Origin of the sequence: Pseudarthrobacter sp. efr-133-R2A-89 (genome assembly GCF_030209315.1) — a bacterium.
In the GTDB taxonomy this organism is placed as follows: domain Bacteria; phylum Actinomycetota; class Actinomycetes; order Actinomycetales; family Micrococcaceae; genus Arthrobacter.
In genome coordinates this window covers 523,954-542,212 of the sequence record NZ_JARVSE010000001.1, presented here as the reverse complement: position 1 = coordinate 542,212, position 18,259 = coordinate 523,954, and the positions used below count along the sequence as shown (strand labels likewise).

The following is an 18,259-nucleotide window of genomic DNA, read 5'->3' as shown; positions in this document are numbered from 1 at the left end:
GACAAAGCGGCCTACCCACGCAGACATAAGGGCGGCACCCGAGAGGGTGCCGCCCTTATGTCGTCCAGGGATTCCCTATGACCCGGATTCGGGTGGTCCCGCCGTGTCGAGCGGGACCCGCACCATGCCCTCCTGGGCCACGGAGGCGACGTGCTGGCCTGCCCTGTTGAAGATCCTGCCGGTGGCCAGGCCGCGGGCGCCCTGGGCGCTGGGCGACTCCTGGACGTACAGCAGCCAGTCGTCCACCCGGGCGGGACGGTGCCACCACATGGCATGGTCCAGGCTGGCAACGTTCATGCCGGGGGTGATCCAGCTCAGCCCGTGCCTCCTGAGGATTGACTCGAGCAGGGTGTAGTCGCTCGCATAGGCCAGGGCCGCCCGGTGCAGGTTGGGGTCGTCCGGCACGGGACCGAGGGTCTTCATCCAAACGGCGTTGCGCGCCTCGCGCGGACCATTGGCCGAAACGTACAGGGCAGGGTCGACGTGCCGGATGTCGAAGGGCCGCTCATACGCCCAATGCCGCGCCACGGGATGGTCGAACTTCCCCAGCAGGTCCGCAGTGCTGGGAAGCGACTCCGGATCCGGGATCCCGGCGGGCATGGCGGCAGCGTGCTCAATGCCCTCGGCTTCGACCTGGAAGGAAGCAATCATGGACAGGATCGGCACACCGTCCTGGTAGGCATGGACACGCCTGGCCGAAAACGACCTTCCGTCCCGCAACCGCTCCACACCGAACGTGATGGGCTTGTTGGCGTCGCCAGGCCGCAGGAAGTAACCGTGCATGGAATGGACCAGCCGGTCCGGATCAACCGTCCTGGTGGAAGCAACAAGGGACTGCGCCAGCACCTGGCCGCCGAAGACCCTGTGATGCGGCTGCCGCTGGGAGGGGCCAAGGAAGATGTCCTCGTCCGTCCGGGCGCCTTCGAGATCACCAAGGTCCAGCAGTTCGATCAGCGATGAGGTGGGATCGCCGCTGGGGGGCGCCAGCAGTCCGGCTTCGGCTTCAGTCATGGTCCGACTCTAGACGGCGGCCGCGGAACCACTCAACCTGCCCGCAGCCGGTAGTGTTCTTGTTGTGTCTGATCTCCTCACTTCGTCCTTCCGTTTCGCCGATCCCAGGGATCTTGCGGACCTGAAGACGTTCGCCACCCGCGCCAAGGCAATTGACGACGGCGCCATCCGGCTCCAGGCCGCCGGCTCCGTCCTGGCGGCCTACGTGTGCGTCCTGCGGCCCCGGCTGCTTGGTGAATCAACCCCCACCATCCTGGGCCTGCGCACCATGGCGCTGGCGGAGCCGTCAGCGACAGACGTCACGGTGCCCCTGGCGGCCGTCCTGGACCGGCTTGCCCGCGCCGGCGCATCCGACGTCGACCTGCCGGTTCCGCCCACCACCGTCACCGAATCCTGGACCGGGGTAGGCGCCCCGCGTGGCGGATGGGAGCCGCTGGGCGCCATCAGCGACGCCCGCCTGCGGGAGGCCGCCGAGTCAGGCATCGGCGAAGTGGCGGGCATCGTGCCGGACAAACCCGGCGCCCTGATCGTCAACAACGCCCGGGCTGCCGTGTGGGGACGCGAACTGGACCACTCCGGCCTGCCGGCCGGCGCAGCTTTCGCAGCACTTGCACTGGGGTTCCTTGCCGACGGCGAACAGGCACTCTACCGTGCCGGCCGCTGGTTCAGGCTCAGTGGCCCGCGCGGGCACGTCCTGGCGCGCACCGGCAGCGGTCTCCTGTAAACCCGGGCTCCTGGCGGGCGGGCATCACGCGCCGGACGGACTGTTCACCATGGAGAGGGCCGCACGCTCCATGTACTCCCACAGTGTTCCCTCATAGAGCGGCGGCAGGTCCAGGGCGTCCACTGCCGCGCGCATGTGGAACAGCCACCGGTCCTTTGCTTCCGGCGTGACCTTGAAGGGCATGTGCCGCATCCGCAGGCGCGGATGCCCGCGCTCCTCACCGTAGGTTGTGGGTCCGCCCCAGTACTGCTCAAGGAACATCAGGAACCGGCGCTTTGCCGGAGCCAGGTCTTCCTCCGGGTACATCGGCCGAAGCAGCGGATCGGCGGCGACCCCGTCGTAGAAAACATCAATGAGCTTCACGAACGTCTCGTGGCCGCCCACGGCTTCGTAGAAACTGTCGGTGTACGCCGTCTGGCTGAAGGGGTCGTTCTGCATCAGCTGGGGCCGCTGTGGCTGGAGGGGGCCCGGGACCCCGGGGCGTGGTTCGATGGGAAGAGTCATGCTACTCGCCGGCTTTCTGGTCAGTCTTTGGGGTCTCCACGTGGGCAGAGGCCTGGTCGGTGGTACCGTCCTCGGACTCGTGCAGCGGAAGGTAACGGCCCTGCGAGCGGTTCCCCACGCGCAGGATTTCGCCATTGCGCAGGTACCAGATGGCGCCGTCGTCGGAGCGGACCCGCGTGATCCGGAGCCCCATGGACTCCACTACGCCCACCACCTCGCTGGTTTCGATGACATCGCCGATGCCGTACTGGTCCTCGATGGTGATGAAGATCCCGGCCAGGAAGTCGCGGATCAGCTGCTGGGCGCCAAAGCCGATGGCCACACCCAGGATGCCCACGCTGGTCAGCAGCGGAGCGATGTTGATGTCCAGGTTCTGCAGGACATACATGCCGGTGATGACTGCCACCAGGACCCCGACGATGCTGTTCAGCAGCGACCCGATGGTTTCCGCCCGCTGGACGCGCCGTTCGTGGTCCAGGGCCCTGAAGGCAGGCGCCGCCCACTTGAACGTTGGTTTCTTGAAGAAGTTGCTTCCGGACGCCACCCGCTTGGTGATGCGCGAGATGATGAAGGTGGCAACAAGCCAGACACCGACACCGACGCCGAGGCTGATCACAATGCCCGGAACGCTGACGCCGCCGGGCTGGCTGGATACCGGGGGAATGATGGACAACATACTGACCATGGGGGGAAATAGCTCCTTGGGGGTTTGCGCTGTTCTCTTTCAACCCTAGCGCCGTAGCGTGGAGCAATGCGCATCCTCATCCTGGGCGGTACGGCCTTCCTGTCCAGGCACATTGCCGTGCAGGCGTTGGCCGCGGGACACAAGGTCACCTGCCTGGCCCGGGGGACCGCGGGTGCGCCGCCGCGGGGCACGGCATGGGTGCAGGCGGACCGGTCCGCCGGCGCTGCGGCATATGCCCAGGTGGAAGGCGAGTGGGATGCCGTGATCGAGGTGGCGCGGGACCCCGGACCTGCCCGCGACGCACTCAAGGCGCTGGCCGCCCGGACGGGGCACTGGACCTTCGTTTCCAGCTGCTCGGCCTACGCGGACCATTCGGTTCCGGGCGCGGCAGAGGACGCACCCCTCCTGCCTCCGCTCGCTCCGGGGATCCCGTCCGCGCCGGAGAACTATGGAGAGTCCAAAGTGGCCATCGAGGCGGCCACCCTTGAGGCGACTGCCGGGAACGCCCATCTGTGCCGCGCCGGCCTGATCAGCGGCCCCGGCGACCCGTCCGACCGATACGGCTACTGGCCCGCGCGCTTCGCCCGTAACCAGGAGCCGGTTCTGGTCCCGGATATTGCCGCCCATCCCACCCAGGCCATCGACGTCCGGGACCTGGCCGCCTGGATCCTGGCCGCGGCAGGACAGGGCACCACCGGTGCTTTCAACGCCTGCGGGGATGAGGTGCCGTTCGGCGCCCTGATGGATGCCTGCCGGGAAACTGCAGGCCACCAAAGTACCCCGTCCCCTGCCGACGAAGCGTGGCTGGTGGCGCAGGGGATCAACTACTGTTCAGGTCCGGACTCCCTGCCGCTCTGGCTCCCGCCCGGGCATGAGGGTTTCATGGCCCGGAGCAACCAGGCCGCCAAGGCCGCAGGAATGGTGCTGCGGCCCTGGCGGGAAACCCTGGCGGACACCTTGGCCGACGAACGCGCCCGGGGGCTGGACCGGCCCCGCAAGGCCGGCCTGTCGCCCGAGGCGGAGCAGCGGCTGACCGGTATGCTCCACCAAGGCAGTGCCTAGCCTGCCACCGTGATGGGCTGGTGCCTCACCGGGAAGTTCACGCTCCGGGCAATGAAGCACACCTGGTTCGCCTCATGGTGCAGTCCGGCGGCCAGCTCAAGCTGGCCGGCGTCGGCCACGGTGACCCTGGGGTGCAGTGTCACCTGTTCGAACTGGCCGCTGCCGTCGCGGTTGAGCCGCATTACCCCGGAGGCCTCGTCCCGGTAGTCAGTGACCACCACGCCATGCTTCACGGCCACGTGCAGGTAGGACAGCATGTGGCACTGCGCCAGGGCCGCCAGGAGGAGCTGTTCGGGGTTGTACCGTTCCCGGTCCCCATGGAATGTCGGGTCCGCCGAGCCCTTCAATACCGGCAGGCCCGGGATGAGCACGTCATGGTCCCGGGAGTAGCTCCGGTACGACGACGTGCCGCCACCCCGGTTGCCGGTCCACTGGACCGTCAGCGTGTAGGTGTGTTCGCCGATGCTCACCCCGCGCTGCCATCCGGCAGGACGTCGACGGCGCGGGCGCGCAAGGCCCGGGCCACGCCGTCGCGGTTTTCCAGCATCATCCGCCGCAGCGCGGCGCTTTCCGCGGGCAGCGACGCCAGGAAGGCGTCGGTCTGGTCGATGGTTGCCTGCGTGGTCAGCAGCGCCGGGTAGAGGCCGACGACGATCTGCTGGGCGAGTGCGTGGGTCCGGGTCGCCACGATGGCCGGCACCGCCGCGAAATACTTCTCCGCGTAGGGCTCCAGCAGCGACCGGTCCCGGACGCGCATGAAGCCGGCCACGGCCGATCCCTGCAGGGCGTTGGACAGGTCACCCTTGACCACGATCGACTCCCAGGCGGCCGCTTTGGCCTCCGCCGTGGGAAGCGCGGCCTTTGCCAACGCCGCTGCGTTCTGGCCGCTGGACGTGTTGTCCCGCTCCAGTTCGGCGTCGATGCCGTCCTGGCCCATCCGGCCGCCGGCCACCAGGGATGCCACGAGCTCCCACCGGAGGTCCTGGTCAACGGCCAGCCCGTCCAGGACCGCTGAGCCGTCCAGCAGGGCCGCCACCCGGTCGAGCTGGGACGCGCTGCCGGCAAGGAGGGCAAAGGACTTCACGAACTGCAGCTGCGCGTCGGAGCCGCCGGGGACTTCCGATGCCAGCTCCCACAACCTGTCTGCGGCTGCCACCATGGTGGCTTCGCGGTGTTCTTCCGCCACGTAGAAATTCAGGGTGGTGGCCAGCTGGCGGAGCTGGACCAGGATGACGGACGAATCGGTCTCAGCGGCCACATTGGCCAGGATCAGCTCCACGTACTTCCGTGCCGGGGCCTGGCCGTCCCGGGCCGCATCCCATGCCGAGTTCCAGACGAGGGTGCGGGGCAGGCTGGCCTCGAAGTCCTTGAGGTGTGCAGTGGCGGTGGCCAGGGATTTCGGGTCCAGCCGCACCTTGGCGTAGGCGAGGTCATCGTCGTTGACGAGGATCAGGTCCGGCTGCGCCAGGCCGGCCACGCCCGCCACCTCCGTGCGTTCGCCGTCGACATCCAGCTCCTCGCGGTGCACCCGCTCCAGCTTTCCGGCGTCGTTGAGGTTGTAGAACCCTACGGCAAGGCGGTGCGGCCGGAGGGTGGGCCACTCCGGAACGGCGGACTGCACGATCGCCAGGGACTTCAGCGTCCCGTCCTGGTCCACCTCCAGCTCGGGGGTGAGGGTGTTCACGCCCGCCGTCTCGAGCCACTGCCGGCCCCAGCCGTCAAGGTCGCGTCCGCTGGCCTTCTCCAGCTCCACCAGCAGGTCGCGCAGCTCGGTGTTGCGCCAGGAGTGCTTGGCGAAGTACTCCCGGACGCCGGCCATGAACTGTTCGGGACCCACCCAGGCCACCAGCTGCCGGAGCACCGAGGCGCCCTTGGCGTAGGTGATGCCGTCGAAGTTGACCTCAACATCCTGCAGGTCGTTGATCTCGGCGAAGATGGGGTGGGTGGTGGGCAGCTGGTCCTGGCGGTAGGCCCATGACTTCTCCACGGACGCGAACGTGGTCCAGGCGCTGGTGAAGGACGTGGCCTCCACCGCGGCCAGGTGGGACATGTACTCCGCAAAGGACTCGTTGAGCCAGAGGTCGTTCCACCACCGCATGGTCACCAGGTCCCCGAACCACATGTGGGCCAGCTCGTGGAGCACCGTGATGGCGCGCCGCTCGATCTGTGCGCCGGTGACCTTGCTGCGGAAGACGTAGCCCTCCAGGATGGTCACCGCGCCGGCGTTCTCCATGGCGCCGGCATTGAATTCCGGCACGAACAGCTGATCGTACTTCTCGAACGGGTAGGGGCAGCCGAACTGTGCTTCGAAGAACCCGAAGCCCTGCCGGGTCAGTTCGAAGATGTTCTCCGCGTCCAGGTACTGCATGAGCGACTTCCGCGCGAACACGCCCAGCGGGATGACGCGCCCGTCCGAGCTGGCCACCTCGCTGCGGACGGACTGGTATGGTCCGGCGATCAGCGCGGTGACGTAGGACGACAGGCGCGGGGTCGGCGCAAATGCCCATACCGACCTGGCTCCGCCGTCCTCCGCGGGCGGGGCCTGCACCGGCTCCGGGGTGGGTGAATTGGACACCACATCCCAGTGCGAGGGTGCCGTGACCGTAAACGCGAAGGTTGCCTTCAAGTCTGGCTGTTCGAACACGGTGAACATGCGGCGCGAATCCGGAACCTCGAACTGCGTGTACAGGTAGACCTCGTTGTCCACCGGATCCACGAACCGGTGCAGGCCTTCGCCGGTGTTCATGTAGGGCATGTCGGCCACAACGGTCAGCTCGTTGTGCTCCTCCAGCCCGGGCAGTTGGATCCGCACGCCGTCGGACACGGTTGCGGGATCCAGGACGCGGTTGTTCAGCGTCACGCTGTGCACGGTCCGGGTCACGGCATCAATGAAGCTGGACGATCCCGGTACGGCCGTGAACTTCACGGTGGTGGTGCTGCCAAAGACCTCTCCGCCCCGGGTCAGGTCGAGGGTGACATCGTAGGACTCGGCGGTGATCAGTTCGGCGCGCTCACGGGCTTCGGCGCGCGTCAGGTTCATACCTGGCAAAGGAGGGCCTCCAGAGAAGTTTCGGTTTCCGGCCGGTGGTCGGTTCCGGCACTGTGCTGCATTCTTTCATCCTTGCAGTCCTTGGCAAGTTGCCCGGGTCACAGCTTGCCCGGGTCACAGCGCGCCGCAGCCCCGGCCGCGTGATTTCCGACCGGGTTGCGGGGGTAGCGTTGGATGCATGGGAAAGCTGCTGGATTCGGTGGATGCCAAGGCGCTGCGCTTTGCCCTCGGGTTCCCCGTTGCGCTCGCCGCCGCCTTCGCTTTCTGCGCCTGGCTGCTCCGGCCTGACCTTCCGGACCCGCTCGCGGTGCGCTGGACGGCCGACGGCGGTGCCGCCTTCGCCCCGTTCGGCGCCTATGTGGGTGCAGGGGCCGCGGCGATTGTGGTTGCCGGCTGGGTGGTCCTGCTGCAGGCGGTGCCCCTGGGCAGGCCCGTGCTGATGCGCAGGATCATGATGGGTACCGGTTTCTTCCTCAGCCTCTTCATCACCTCGGCCCTGGCGGCAGGCCTCATCGGCCAGGTGGGGCTCGCTGACGCCCGGCAGTCACGCGTGGACATGACCGTTCTGGCACTCGGGAGTGGCGCTGCCGTTTCCCTGGGCGTCACCATGGCCATGGTCTACAAGGCTGACCGGCAGTGGTCCCCGGACGACGACCGCGCCCTGCAGACCGCCATCGCCAGGGAAACGGACCCGGATCTGGCCCTGGACACCATCCGGTTGTGGGTGCACGCCCGGAGCTCGGTTTTCGTCATGATCGGCATCGCCACGCTGTTCCCGGCGGCGCTGCTCGCCGTCGTCGTGCCGTGGCTCGGGATCCTGCTGATCCTCCTGGCCGCTGTCAGCACGGCGTTCCTGTTCGCCCGCGTCAAAGCTGACCGCGGCGGCCTGAAGGTCCTGCTTGCCGGAGTGGTGCCAGTCATGGATGTCCCCGCCGGCGCCATTTCGGCCGCCAGCGCAGCGGAGGTGCGGGCCGCTGACTACGGCGGGTGGGGCTACCGGCACCATCGCGGCACCGCGGCGATGCTTGTCAGCAGCGGGCCCGCCGTCGTCGTGCGCAAGACGGACGGCCAGCGCCTGGCCGTGAGCGGCGGCACCCAGGCCTCTGCGGCACGGCTGGCCGATGTCCTCACCAGGGTTGCGGCCAGGGCACGGCGCGCGGGCGGGCCGCCGGCAGCCGGGCAGCCCGGGCCGTGACCCCGGGGCAGTCCTAGTATCCTTATCCGTGTTGTTCCGGCCCCACCCGGCCGGCCGCCAGCCCACCGAACCGAACGGATCTTGCTCGTGACAACTTCCCCTGCCTTCCCGCGGGTCCACATCGCCACCGACCACGCCGGCATGGAGCTCAGCGCCCACCTGGTGTCCCACCTGACGGGCAAGGGGTACGAGGTGGTGGACCACGGGCCCAAGGTCTACGACGCCCAGGACGACTACCCCTCCTTCTGCATCAACGCCGCTTTGGCCGTGGTCGCCGACCAGCAGGCAGGCGTGCACGCCCTGGGCATCGTGCTGGGCGGTTCCGGAAACGGTGAGCAGATTGCCGCGAACAAGGTCAAAGGCGTACGTGCCGCCCTGGCATGGAACCTTTCCACCGCCACCCTCGCCCGCGAGCACAACGACGCGAACGTCGTTGCGGTGGGCGGCCGCCAGCACTCGGTGGAAGAAGCCACCGAACTGATTGAGGCCTTCCTTGCCGAGCCGTTCAGCAACGATGAGCGCCATGTCCGCCGGATCGGCAAGATCGCAGCCTACGAGGCCACGGGCGAGGTCATCGAGTAGTGCCAGAGGGACATTCGGTCCGCAGGCTCGCCCGGCAGTTCGGAGACGTCTTCCTTGGCGAAACCCTGGCCGTTTCCAGCCCCCAGGGCAGGTTCGCCGGGGGAGCGGCCCTGCTTGACGGGCACGCCCTCGTCGCCGCCGAGGCACACGGCAAGCACCTGTTCCTGCACTTTGACAACGCGTTGGTGCTGCACGTCCACCTCGGCCTGTACGGCGCCTGGAGCTTCGGCGGCGCCTGGAGCTTCGGCGGCGACCGCACCTTCGCCGGCGCCTCCAGTATTGGTGCGCCCCGCCGGGTGGGGGAGCGGGAAGCCTTTTCCAGCGGGGATGACGACGGCGGCGAAGCGTACGAGGGTCCGCCGCCACCGGTGGGGGCCGTCAGGGTCCGGCTGGCCGGGAGCCATGGCTGGGCGGATCTGCGCGGGGCAACCACCTGCGAAACCATCACCGCCGCGGAGGCGGACGCCGTCCTGGCCCGGCTCGGACCGGATCCGCTGCGGAACCTGCGGGGCGACGCGGGCCGGTTCGCGGCGAACCTTCGGGCCCGGAAGACGCCGCTGGCCGCGCTGCTGATGGACCAGAAGATCATTGCCGGGGTAGGCAACGTCTACCGCGCCGAACTGCTGTTCCGGCGCCGGCTGGATCCGTGGCTTCCCGGCGGCGCCGTCGCGGACCTCGATGCCCGGAAGCTGTGGCGTGACGTCGTCGCCGTCATGGCCGACGGCGTCGCCGACGGGCGGATCATCACCACGCCGCCAAAGTACTGGAATCTCAACGGAACCACGGCGGCCAAGGCCGCTGCGGCCGGGAATCCCGTGCCGCCCAAGGGCGCGCACTTCCCCGCCCGCGAGGACGTCCACTTCGTCTACAAGCGGCAGGGCCTGCCCTGCAGGGTGTGCCGGACCACCGTGCTCGTCACCGACCTCGTGGGGCGAAACCTCTACTGGTGCCCCTCCTGTCAGCGGCCGGCCGAGTAGGAAAAACGAAGAAGGCCCCGCCATGGAGGGGCCTTCTTGTGTTTATGGAGGGGACGACGGGAATCGAACCCGCGTAATCAGTTTGGAAGACTGAGGCTTTACCATTAAGCTACGTCCCCGAAGGAAGATCCGCTTTTCGCGGCAACTCCGGGCTGGCTGTTGAAGCCGGATACAACTAAACCTAATCCATGGCCTACGTGTCAAATGTGCATTCGCGACGCGTATCACCGTAGACTTGCCTGTGCACTTACGGGGTGTAGCTCAGCTTGGCTAGAGCGCCTGCTTTGGGAGCAGGAAGTCGCAGGTTCAAATCCTGTCACCCCGACTCTGCGGCCCGGACCAGCAGGCCTGGACATCCAACGCGTTTTGCAGAAACCCATCCCACAACCCAGGAGTACTTAGACCGTGAAGAGCGCTGTCGAGAACCTCACCCCCACGCGGGTCAAGCTCAATGTTGAGGTCCCCTTTGAGGAACTGAAGCCCAGCATCGACTCGGCCTACAAGACCGTTGCCTCGCAGATCCAGGTTCCCGGGTTCCGCAAGGGCAAGGTTCCCGCCAAGCTCATCGACCAGCGCGTCGGCCGCGGCTACGTCCTGGAAACCGCCATCAACGATGGCCTCAACGGCTGGTACCAGGCTGCCGTGCAGGAATCCGGCATCCGCCCCCTGAGCCGTCCCGAGGTGGAGATCACCGAGGTGCCCGATCCCTCCGCAACCGACGGCGGCCTCAAGTTCGCCGCCGAAGTTGACGTCCGCCCCGAAATCGAACTCCCGGACTACGCCGGCATCGAGGTCCAGGTGGCCGCCGCGGAATCCTCCGAGGCCGACGTCGACAAGGCCCTCGACGAGCTGCGCGGCCGTTTTGGCACGCTCAAGTCCGTTGACCGTCCGGCCGCCGACGGCGACTTCCTGACCATCGACATCACCGCCACGATCGACGGCGAAGAGGTTGACTCCGCTGCCGGCCTGTCCTACCAGGTGGGTGCCGGCACCATGCTCGAGGGCATGGACGAGGCCGTCACCGGACTCAGCGCAGATGAGGACGCCATCTTCGACACCACCCTGGTGGGTGGCGACCACGCCGGCGAAGCCGCCCAGGTCAAGGTCGTCGTGAAGGCCGTCAAGGAACGCGAACTGCCGGAAGCGAACGATGACTTCGCCCAGCTCGCCTCCGAATTCGACACCCTTGGCGAGCTCCGCGAGGACCTCGCCAAGCAGGCTGCCGACTCCAAGATCGTCGAGCAGGGCGTCGAAGCCCGCGACAAGGTCCTCGACAAGCTCGTCGAGCTGGTTGAGGTTCCCGTTCCCGACTCGGTGGTCGAAGAGCAGCTTGAAGCCCACTTCCAGGAGGGCAACGGCCACGGAGACGGCGAACACGACACCGAAGAGCACCGCGAAGAGGTCCGCGCCAACACGGCCCGCGCCTTCCAGAACGAAATCATCCTCGACGCCATCGCGGAGAAGGAAGAAGTCAACGTCAGCCAGAGCGAGCTGATCGACTACATCGTCACCACCGCCAGCCAGTACGGCATGGACCCCAACCAGTTCGCCCAGATCATCGATCAGAGCGGCCAGGTCCCCATGATGGTCTCCGAGGTCCGCCGCCGCAAGGCACTGGCCGTCGTCCTTGGCCAGGCCACCGTGACCGACACCGAGGGCAACGCAGTCGACCTGAGCGACTTTGTCCGCCCCGGCGGCGAAGAAGTTCCCGCCGAGGAAGCCCCGGCTGAAGCTGACGCCACCGAAGCTGTGGAAACCGAAACTGCCGAGGCAGAGGAAACCACTGCCGAGGCCAAGGCATAGTCCTTCCCAGCAGCAGCGAACGGCCCCTGGATCCTTCCGATCCGGGGGCCGTTCGCGTTGGGCCGCAAACCGGAGCGGGCGCTGTCCGCCGATCGTGCGCCGTCAGCGAACAGCAGTCAGTGCGCGAACAAATCGTCCGGGAAACCGGTTAGTGTCCAAGTAGTGATTTTCAGTGATGTCACCGTCACCAGTGAGAGGTAAATAAACATGTCACAGCACTCAGAGGCCCCCCGGATGGCGACCGTCGATCCTGCAGCCCAGGACAACTACATTTACAACCGCCTCCTCAAGGAGCGGATCATCTGGCTGGGCTCGGAGGTGCGTGACGATAACGCCAACGCCATCTGCTCGCAGCTGCTGCTGTTGTCCGCGGAGAATCCTGAAAAGGACATCTACCTCTACATCAACTCGCCGGGCGGTTCCGTGACGGCAGGCATGGCCATCTACGACACCATGCAGTTCATTCCCAACGACGTCGTCACCGTGGCCACCGGCCTGGCCGCCTCCATGGGCCAGTTCCTGCTGTCCTCCGGCACCAAGGGCAAGCGCTACGCCACGCCGAACGCACGCGTGCTGATGCACCAGCCCTCCGGCGGCATCGGCGGCACCGCCTCGGACATCAAGATCCAGGCCGAGCTCATCCTGCACATGAAGAAGGTCATGGCGGAACTGACTGCCGAGCAGACGGGCCAGACCGTGGAGACCATCCTCAAGGACAACGACCGCGACAAGTGGTTCACCGCCACCGAAGCCCTTGAATACGGTTTCTTCGACAAGATCGCCGCGCACGCCGGGTCGGTTTCCGGCGGCGGCGGAACGTCCAACGGATCCTCCGGCGAATCAGCCTCGCAGAACTAACCGGCATCAAGAACCCCTTCGATCAGGAGTAAACACAATGAACTACAACTTTGGGTGGTCCGCCGGGAATCTTCCGTCCAGCCGCTACGTCCTCCCGCAGTTCGAGGAACGCACGCCCTACGGCTTCAAGCGCCAGGACCCCTACACGAAGCTCTTCGAGGACCGCATCATCTTCCTCGGCGTGCAGGTGGACGACGCATCTGCGGACGACATCATGGCCCAGCTTCTGGTCCTGGAGTCCACCGATCCGGACCGCGACATCACCTTGTACATCAACTCTCCCGGTGGATCGTTCACGGCCATGACGGCCATCTACGACACCATGCAGTACATCCGGCCCGAGATCCAGACGGTCTGCCTGGGTCAGGCCGCCAGTGCGGCCGCCGTCCTGCTGGCTGCTGGTACCCCCGGCAAGCGGCTGGCACTGCCCAACGCCCGCGTCCTGATCCACCAGCCGGCGCTCTCCGGCGGCCAGGGCGGCCAGGCCTCCGACCTGGAGATCCAGGCGGCAGAGGTCATGCGGATGCGCTCCTGGCTGGAGGACACCTTGGCCCACCACTCCGGACGCACATCGGAGCAGGTCAACAACGACATCGAGCGCGACAAGATCCTCACGGCCGCTGAAGCGCAGGCCTACGGCCTGATCGACCAGGTGCTTGATTCCCGCAAGATCAAACCGCAGGCGATCACGCGCTAGCAGCTCCAACAGCCGGTGCGGCCAAGTTCATTTGGCCGCACCGGCCTTTTCATTCCACCCTTGGCGTCCAATGTGACCTAGAGTGGAAGATGTCACAAACCGGTCCCCGCTGGCCGGAAGAGATTTTTCAGCAACGGCGCAGGGCTGCCTGGCAGCAGGATACTAAGGGGTTCACATATGGCTCGGATTGGCGAGAGCACTGATCTGCTGAAGTGCTCTTTCTGCGGAAAGAGCCAAAAGCAGGTCCGGAAGCTCATTGCCGGGCCCGGTGTCTACATCTGCGATGAATGCATCGAGTTGTGCAACGAAATCATTGAAGAGGAACTCGCTGAAGTCGCAGACCTGGGCAGCTTCGAACTTCCAAAACCGCGGGAGATCTTCGACTTCCTGCAGGAATACGTCATAGGCCAGGAGCCCGCCAAACGTTCCCTCGCCGTCGCGGTCTACAACCATTACAAGCGCATCCAGGCCGGGCACGCACCCAAGTCCGGAAGCCTCGGCGACGCCGGGCACCATGACGATGTAGAGATCGCCAAATCCAACATCCTCCTCATCGGTCCCACCGGTTGCGGCAAGACCTACCTCGCGCAAACCCTGGCCAGGCGCCTGAACGTCCCGTTCGCCGTGGCGGACGCCACCGCCCTGACGGAGGCCGGCTACGTCGGCGAAGACGTTGAAAACATCCTGCTTAAGCTCATCCAGGCCGCGGACTACGACGTCAAGAAGGCCGAGCAGGGCATCATCTACATCGATGAGATCGACAAGATCTCGCGGAAGAGCGAAAACCCTTCCATCACCCGGGACGTTTCCGGCGAGGGTGTCCAGCAGGCACTCCTGAAAATCCTGGAAGGCACGGTGGCGTCGGTGCCGCCGCAGGGCGGCCGGAAGCATCCGCACCAGGAATTCATCCAGATCGACACCACGAACGTCCTGTTCATCGTGGCCGGTGCCTTCGCCGGGCTGGAAGAGATCATCGGCTCCCGCTCCGGGCGCAAGGGCATCGGGTTCGGCGCCCCACTCAATGAGGCCAGCAAGAAGGTCGACTCCTACGGCGAAGTCATGCCCGAGGACCTGCTGAAGTTTGGCCTGATCCCCGAATTCATCGGCAGGCTTCCTGTGATCACCACCGTCTCCAACCTTGACCGCGACGCCCTGATCCAGATCCTGTCCACGCCAAAGAATGCCCTGGTGAAGCAGTACCAGAAGATGTTCCAGATTGATGGCGTGGAACTGGTGTTCGACGACACCGCCCTGGACGCCATCGCGGAGCAGGCCCTTGAGCGAGGCACCGGTGCCCGCGGCCTCCGCGCCATCCTGGAGGAAGTCCTGCTTCCGGTGATGTTCGACCTGCCAAGCCGCGAGGACGTTGCCAGCGTGGTCGTCACCGAAGACGTGGTGCTGCGGGGCGCCGAACCCACCCTAATTCCGCACGCGGCCAAGCGCCGCAAGTCTGCCTGACCGAGAGGATTTTCGTGACTGCACCCGCCAAGAACAAAGCCGACTTCTGGTTCGACCCACTCTGCCCGTTCGCGTGGATTACGTCCCGCTGGATTGGCGAGGTGGAGGCCGTCCGTGACATCGAGACCGAATGGCACGTCATGAGCCTGGCCGTCCTGAACGAGGGCCGCGATCTTGAGCCGGCCTATCGGGAATCCATGGACAACGCCTGGGGTATGGTCCGCGTGATCATCGCGGCTCGGGAAGGGCATGGCCCCCAGGTCATCAAGCCGCTCTACGACGCCATGGGAACCCTGATCCACGAGCGTGGGGAGAAGGACCGGTCGGAGGTCATTGCCAAGGCCCTCGCCGAATGCGGCCTCCCCGAGTCCCTCGCCGACGCGGCCGCCAGTGACGCTTTTGACGCTGAGCTGCGGGCCAGCCACGAGGAAGGTATCTCCCTGGTGGGCCAGGACGTTGGTACGCCGGTGGTGGCCTTCAACGGAACAGCCTTTTTCGGCCCCGTCCTCACCCGCATTCCGCGCGGCGAGGTTGCCGGGCAGCTGTGGGATGCCACCACCGCGATCGCCGGCTACCCCCACTTCTTCGAGCTGAAGCGCAGCCGCACTGAGAGCCCCGAGTTCAACTAGAACGCTGGTCGACTGCACTCCAAGGGCCCCGGGGGAACTACATGACAGTAGTTCCCCCGGGGCCCTTGCACGTGGCCCGTCGCGGGAGAACAATGGTTCTTACCCACTTCGAAAGAAGCGGGACGCAGGAACCAAAGATTCAGTGATATGCAATTTCGACGCAGCCATCGGCAAAGTCGAATGCAAGCTGCCAGTGACGGAGCAGTAAGACCTGGAAACTCAGCGGATCCTGCCAGACCATTGGAAGAACGTCACCAGATGGCCGAAAGTCGAAGCCCCACCAACGGCAAAACGCTGATGGGGCTTCCCCTTTGCCCTGGAACGGGCGCAGCCGGACGGGACCGGGAGTCAGGCCTTGGCGGGCTCGTCGCTCGCGGCGAGGGCAACATTGGTGACCGCAAGATCCCCGTCACCCACCACCAGGGTAATTTCTCGGGCGTTTGATGCCGCCTTCAAATCCGCCAGCCCGGCCCGCAGCTGTGCTTTGAGGGCCTCCGTTGCGGTGATCGTGGCGGATAGCACCTCGGTCCGCTGCTTGACCTTCGCCTCGGATTTGGCCTTGCGGACGCCGCTGAGGGCAATCCCCACCGTGGCCAGCATGGTGGTGTCACCGCCGGGAATCTCCAGCGCCGACGGCCATGCGGCGCGGTGGACCGATCCGCTGCGCCACCAGCTCCAGACTTCTTCCGTGGCGAACGGAAGGAAGGGGGCAAAGAGCCGCAGGAGGGCGTCCAGGGTGGTTGCCAGGGCGGCCAGCACCGATGCCTGCTCTGATTCGCCGGCGGCACCATAGGCGCGGTCCTTGATCAGTTCCACATAATCGTCCGTGAACTGCCAGAAGAACGATTCCGTGAGCTGCAGGGCCCGGGCATAGTCGTAGTTTTCAAACGCCTTGGTGGACTGGGCGACGACGTCGGCAAGTTGAGCCAGCAGGGCGCGGTCCAGGGGGTTGGTCAACACCGAAAGATCGTCCGAGAGGACGGAGTTTTCGGTGGCGCCCAGGTTCAGCACGAACTTGGAGGCGTTCAGCAGCTTGATGGCCAGACGCCGGCCGATCTTCATCTGCGCAATCTCGTAGGCGGTGTCGGCCCCGAGGCGCGCAGAGGCGGCCCAGTAACGGACCGCATCCGAGCCGTACTCATTCAGCACGTCCGTGGGGACAACGACGTTGCCCTTGGACTTGGACATCTTCTTGCGGTCCGGGTCCAGGATCCAGCCGGAGATGGCCGCATGCTTCCAGGGCGCACTCTCCTGGAGGGCGTCGGCGCGGACCGCGGAGGAAAACAGCCAGGTGCGAATGATGTCATGGCCCTGGGGGCGGAGGTCGAACGGGTACACCTTCGCGAAGAGGTCCTCGTCGCGGCTCCAGCCGCCCACGATCTGCGGGGTTAGGGATGACGTGGCCCAGGTGTCCAGGACGTCGGCATCTCCGGTAAAGCCGTTTGCCTGGTCGCGCTGCGTCTCGTCGAAGCCGGGTGCGGCGTCCGCTGCGGGATCCACGGGGAGCATGTCGTCCGAGGGGAGGATGGGGTGGCCGTAATCCGGGTTGCCCTGCCCGTCCAGCGGGTACCAGACCGGAATGGGCACGCCGAAGAACCGCTGCCGGGAGACCAGCCAGTCGCCGTTCAACCCGGCGATCCAGTTCTCGTAGCGGGACCGCATGAACGAGGGGTGGAAGTCGATCTCCTTGCCGCGGCCGATCAGGCGTTCGCGGCGGTCCTCGTCGCGGCCGCCGTTGCGGATGTACCACTGGCGTGAGGTCACAACCTCGAGCGGCTTGTCGCCCTTCTCGAAGAAGTTCACCGGGTGGGTGATCTTCTTCGGATCACCGTCCAGCAGGTCGGCTTCCTTGAGCAGTTCCACCACGGCCTCCTTCGCGGAGAACGCCGTCTTGCCGGCAATGGCCGCGTACGCCTCCTTGCCGGACTCGCTGGTGATCCACTCGGGGGTTTCGCCGATGATGCGGCCGTCACGGCCCATGATGGCGCGTGTGGGCAGTTGCAGTTCGCGCCACCAGGTGACGTCGGTCAGGTCGCCGAAGGTACAGACCATGGCGATGCCTGAACCCTTGTCCGCCTTTGCCAGCGGGTGGGCCTTGACCTCCAGTTCGACGCCGAACAGGGGAGACCGCACGGTCTTGCCGAACAGTGGCTGGTACCGCTCGTCGTCGGGATTCGCCACCAGGGCGGCGCACGCCGCCAGCAGTTCCGGGCGGGTGGTCTCGATGAAGATCTTGTCGCCGGATTCGGTGAAGAAGGGGTAGCGGTAGTAGGCGCCGGGAACCTCGCGGTCCTCCAGTTCGGCCTGGGCCACCGCCGTGCGGAACGTCACGTCCCACAGGGTCGGGGCCTCGGCCATGTAGGCGTCGCCGGCGGCCAGGTTGGCCAGGAAGGCGCGCTGTGACACGGCACGGGACGTGTCATCGATGGTGCGGTACGTCAGGTCCCAGTCGACGGACAAGCCCAGGGTCTGGAACAGGTTCTCGAAGACCTTCTCGTCCTCAACAGCCAGTTCCTCGCAGAGTTCGATGAAGTTCTGCCGGGACACGACGTCGAAATCGCGCTGGTTCTTGGCCGGCTGGGCCGGTGGCCGGTAGTCGGCGTTGTACGGAACGGCGGGGTCGCACCGCACGCCGTAGTAGTTCTGCACGCGTCGCTCGGTGGGCAGGCCGTTATCGTCCCAGCCCATGGGGTAGAAGACGTTCTTGCCCGTCATGCGCATGTAGCGCGCCTGGACGTCCGTCTGGGTGAAGGAGAACATGTGCCCCACATGGAGGGAACCCGACGCGGTGGGCGGGGGAGTGTCGATCGAGTAGACCTGCTCCCGGGTGGTGTCGGGGTTGAACTTGTAGGTTCCTTCGGACAGCCAGCGCTGGGTGAGCGTGGCTTCGAGGCCTTCGAGGGCCGGCTTGTCCGGAACGTTGATGGGGGCGGTGGTGGGCGTGTCTGTACCCTGCGTGTCTTCAGCCATTGGGCAATTCTTTCATGCCCGCTTCAATCCCACCCAACCAACCCCGGGCCCTCCG

16 protein-coding genes and 2 tRNA genes are annotated in these 18,259 nt (G+C 66.2%); 11 read left to right on the top strand and 7 right to left on the bottom strand.

What is annotated here, in order from left to right:
- Window positions 1–75 precede the first annotated feature (75 nt).
- On the bottom strand, window positions 76–1,011 hold the full coding sequence (locus tag QRM95_RS02515; RefSeq protein ID WP_018761592.1) for an acyl-CoA thioesterase: 936 nt from the start codon (window positions 1,009–1,011) through the stop codon (window positions 76–78).
- 64 nt (window positions 1,012–1,075) lie between these two features.
- Between QRM95_RS02515 and QRM95_RS02510 the strand changes: the two genes are divergently transcribed.
- Window positions 1,076–1,735 (top strand): DUF8185 domain-containing protein, encoded by a 660-nt coding sequence (locus QRM95_RS02510; RefSeq protein WP_018761591.1) that lies wholly within the window; start codon window positions 1,076–1,078, stop codon window positions 1,733–1,735.
- A 24-nt stretch (window positions 1,736–1,759) separates the two neighbouring features.
- Here QRM95_RS02510 and QRM95_RS02505 read toward each other — a convergent pair whose 3' ends face one another.
- Together QRM95_RS02505 and QRM95_RS02500 are read right to left on the bottom strand one after the other, a co-directional pair.
- Entirely contained in the window at window positions 1,760–2,239 is a 480-nt protein-coding gene (locus QRM95_RS02505) for a globin (protein WP_285246293.1), read from the bottom strand.
- Window position 2,240: 1 nt separating this feature from the next.
- Complete coding sequence (locus tag QRM95_RS02500; protein ID WP_285246292.1) at window positions 2,241–2,924, bottom strand: mechanosensitive ion channel family protein; 684 nt, start codon at window positions 2,922–2,924, stop codon at window positions 2,241–2,243.
- Between the two features lie 66 nt (window positions 2,925–2,990).
- On the opposite strand from QRM95_RS02500, the gene QRM95_RS02495 reads away from it, so the two are divergent.
- Window positions 2,991–3,986, top strand: a complete 996-nt coding sequence (locus tag QRM95_RS02495) for an NAD-dependent epimerase/dehydratase family protein (RefSeq protein WP_285246291.1) — start codon at window positions 2,991–2,993, stop codon at window positions 3,984–3,986.
- On the opposite strand, the gene QRM95_RS02490 is transcribed toward QRM95_RS02495, so the two are convergent.
- Both QRM95_RS02490 and pepN read right to left on the bottom strand, forming a co-directional pair.
- Window positions 3,983–4,456 (bottom strand): OsmC family protein, encoded by a 474-nt coding sequence (locus QRM95_RS02490; protein WP_285246290.1) that lies wholly within the window; start codon window positions 4,454–4,456, stop codon window positions 3,983–3,985. The two genes, QRM95_RS02495 and QRM95_RS02490, sit on opposite strands and share 4 nt — an antisense overlap.
- Window positions 4,453–7,026, bottom strand: a complete 2,574-nt coding sequence (gene pepN / locus QRM95_RS02485) for an aminopeptidase N (protein WP_285246289.1) — start codon at window positions 7,024–7,026, stop codon at window positions 4,453–4,455. Before pepN ends, QRM95_RS02490 begins: the two co-directional genes overlap by 4 nt.
- Window positions 7,027–7,213: 187 nt before the next feature.
- On the opposite strand from pepN, the gene QRM95_RS02480 reads away from it, so the two are divergent.
- From QRM95_RS02480 to QRM95_RS02470, 3 genes are all read left to right on the top strand, one after another.
- Window positions 7,214–8,230, top strand: a complete 1,017-nt coding sequence (locus QRM95_RS02480) for a hypothetical protein (RefSeq protein WP_285246288.1) — start codon at window positions 7,214–7,216, stop codon at window positions 8,228–8,230.
- Between the two features lie 87 nt (window positions 8,231–8,317).
- A complete protein-coding gene (locus QRM95_RS02475; RefSeq protein ID WP_018761584.1) occupies window positions 8,318–8,812 on the top strand; it encodes a ribose-5-phosphate isomerase in 495 nt (164 codons plus the stop codon).
- The gene (locus QRM95_RS02470) at window positions 8,812–9,789 is read left to right on the top strand and encodes an Fpg/Nei family DNA glycosylase (RefSeq protein ID WP_285246287.1); all 978 of its coding nucleotides are present in this window, start codon (window positions 8,812–8,814) and stop codon (window positions 9,787–9,789) included. Before QRM95_RS02475 ends, QRM95_RS02470 begins: the two co-directional genes overlap by 1 nt.
- A 45-nt stretch (window positions 9,790–9,834) precedes the next feature.
- Here QRM95_RS02470 and QRM95_RS02465 read toward each other — a convergent pair.
- A tRNA-Gly gene (locus tag QRM95_RS02465) sits at window positions 9,835–9,908 on the bottom strand.
- A gap of 131 nt (window positions 9,909–10,039) precedes the next feature.
- Between QRM95_RS02465 and QRM95_RS02460 the strand changes: the two genes are divergently transcribed.
- From QRM95_RS02460 to QRM95_RS02435, 6 genes are all read left to right on the top strand, one after another.
- Window positions 10,040–10,114, top strand: a tRNA-Pro gene (locus tag QRM95_RS02460).
- Between the two features lie 80 nt (window positions 10,115–10,194).
- Complete coding sequence (gene tig, locus QRM95_RS02455) at window positions 10,195–11,592, top strand: trigger factor (RefSeq protein ID WP_285246286.1); 1,398 nt, start codon at window positions 10,195–10,197, stop codon at window positions 11,590–11,592.
- Between the two features lie 234 nt (window positions 11,593–11,826).
- Window positions 11,827–12,450 carry an ATP-dependent Clp protease proteolytic subunit gene (locus QRM95_RS02450; RefSeq protein ID WP_018761581.1) on the top strand — a complete coding sequence of 208 codons (624 nt, stop codon included), beginning with the start codon at window positions 11,827–11,829 and terminating at the stop codon, window positions 12,448–12,450.
- Between the two features lie 37 nt (window positions 12,451–12,487).
- The gene (locus QRM95_RS02445; RefSeq protein ID WP_018761580.1) at window positions 12,488–13,147 is read left to right on the top strand and encodes an ATP-dependent Clp protease proteolytic subunit; all 660 of its coding nucleotides are present in this window, start codon (window positions 12,488–12,490) and stop codon (window positions 13,145–13,147) included.
- 177 nt (window positions 13,148–13,324) lie between these two features.
- Window positions 13,325–14,605 carry an ATP-dependent Clp protease ATP-binding subunit ClpX gene (gene clpX, locus QRM95_RS02440; RefSeq protein WP_285246285.1) on the top strand — a complete coding sequence of 427 codons (1,281 nt, stop codon included), beginning with the start codon at window positions 13,325–13,327 and terminating at the stop codon, window positions 14,603–14,605.
- Window positions 14,606–14,619: 14 nt separating this feature from the next.
- Window positions 14,620–15,234: a mycothiol-dependent nitroreductase Rv2466c family protein gene (locus tag QRM95_RS02435; RefSeq protein WP_285246284.1), complete on the top strand. Its 615-nt coding sequence runs from the start codon at window positions 14,620–14,622 to the stop codon at window positions 15,232–15,234.
- Window positions 15,235–15,582: 348 nt separating this feature from the next.
- On the opposite strand, the gene valS is transcribed toward QRM95_RS02435, so the two are convergent.
- Window positions 15,583–18,204, bottom strand: a complete 2,622-nt coding sequence (valS, locus tag QRM95_RS02430) for a valine--tRNA ligase (RefSeq protein ID WP_285246283.1) — start codon at window positions 18,202–18,204, stop codon at window positions 15,583–15,585.
- Window positions 18,205–18,259 lie beyond the last annotated feature (55 nt).

Bases quoted from the DNA above. Each gene is read 5' to 3' on its own strand.
- QRM95_RS02515 (WP_018761592.1), bottom strand. From the start codon at position 1,011: ATGACTGAAGCCGAAGCCGGACTGCTGGCGCCCCCCAGCGGCGATCCC.
- QRM95_RS02505 (WP_285246293.1), bottom strand. From the start codon at position 2,239: ATGACTCTTCCCATCGAACCACGCCCCGGGGTCCCGGGCCCCCTCCAG.
- QRM95_RS02500 (WP_285246292.1), bottom strand. From the start codon at position 2,924: ATGGTCAGTATGTTGTCCATCATTCCCCCGGTATCCAGCCAGCCCGGC.
- QRM95_RS02495 (WP_285246291.1), top strand. From the start codon at position 2,991: ATGCGCATCCTCATCCTGGGCGGTACGGCCTTCCTGTCCAGGCACATT.
- pepN (WP_285246289.1), bottom strand. From the start codon at position 7,026: ATGAACCTGACGCGCGCCGAAGCCCGTGAGCGCGCCGAACTGATCACC.
- QRM95_RS02480 (WP_285246288.1), top strand. From the start codon at position 7,214: ATGGGAAAGCTGCTGGATTCGGTGGATGCCAAGGCGCTGCGCTTTGCC.
- QRM95_RS02450 (WP_018761581.1), top strand. From the start codon at position 11,827: ATGGCGACCGTCGATCCTGCAGCCCAGGACAACTACATTTACAACCGC.
- QRM95_RS02445 (WP_018761580.1), top strand. From the start codon at position 12,488: ATGAACTACAACTTTGGGTGGTCCGCCGGGAATCTTCCGTCCAGCCGC.
- clpX (WP_285246285.1), top strand. From the start codon at position 13,325: ATGGCTCGGATTGGCGAGAGCACTGATCTGCTGAAGTGCTCTTTCTGC.
- valS (WP_285246283.1), bottom strand. From the start codon at position 18,204: ATGGCTGAAGACACGCAGGGTACAGACACGCCCACCACCGCCCCCATC.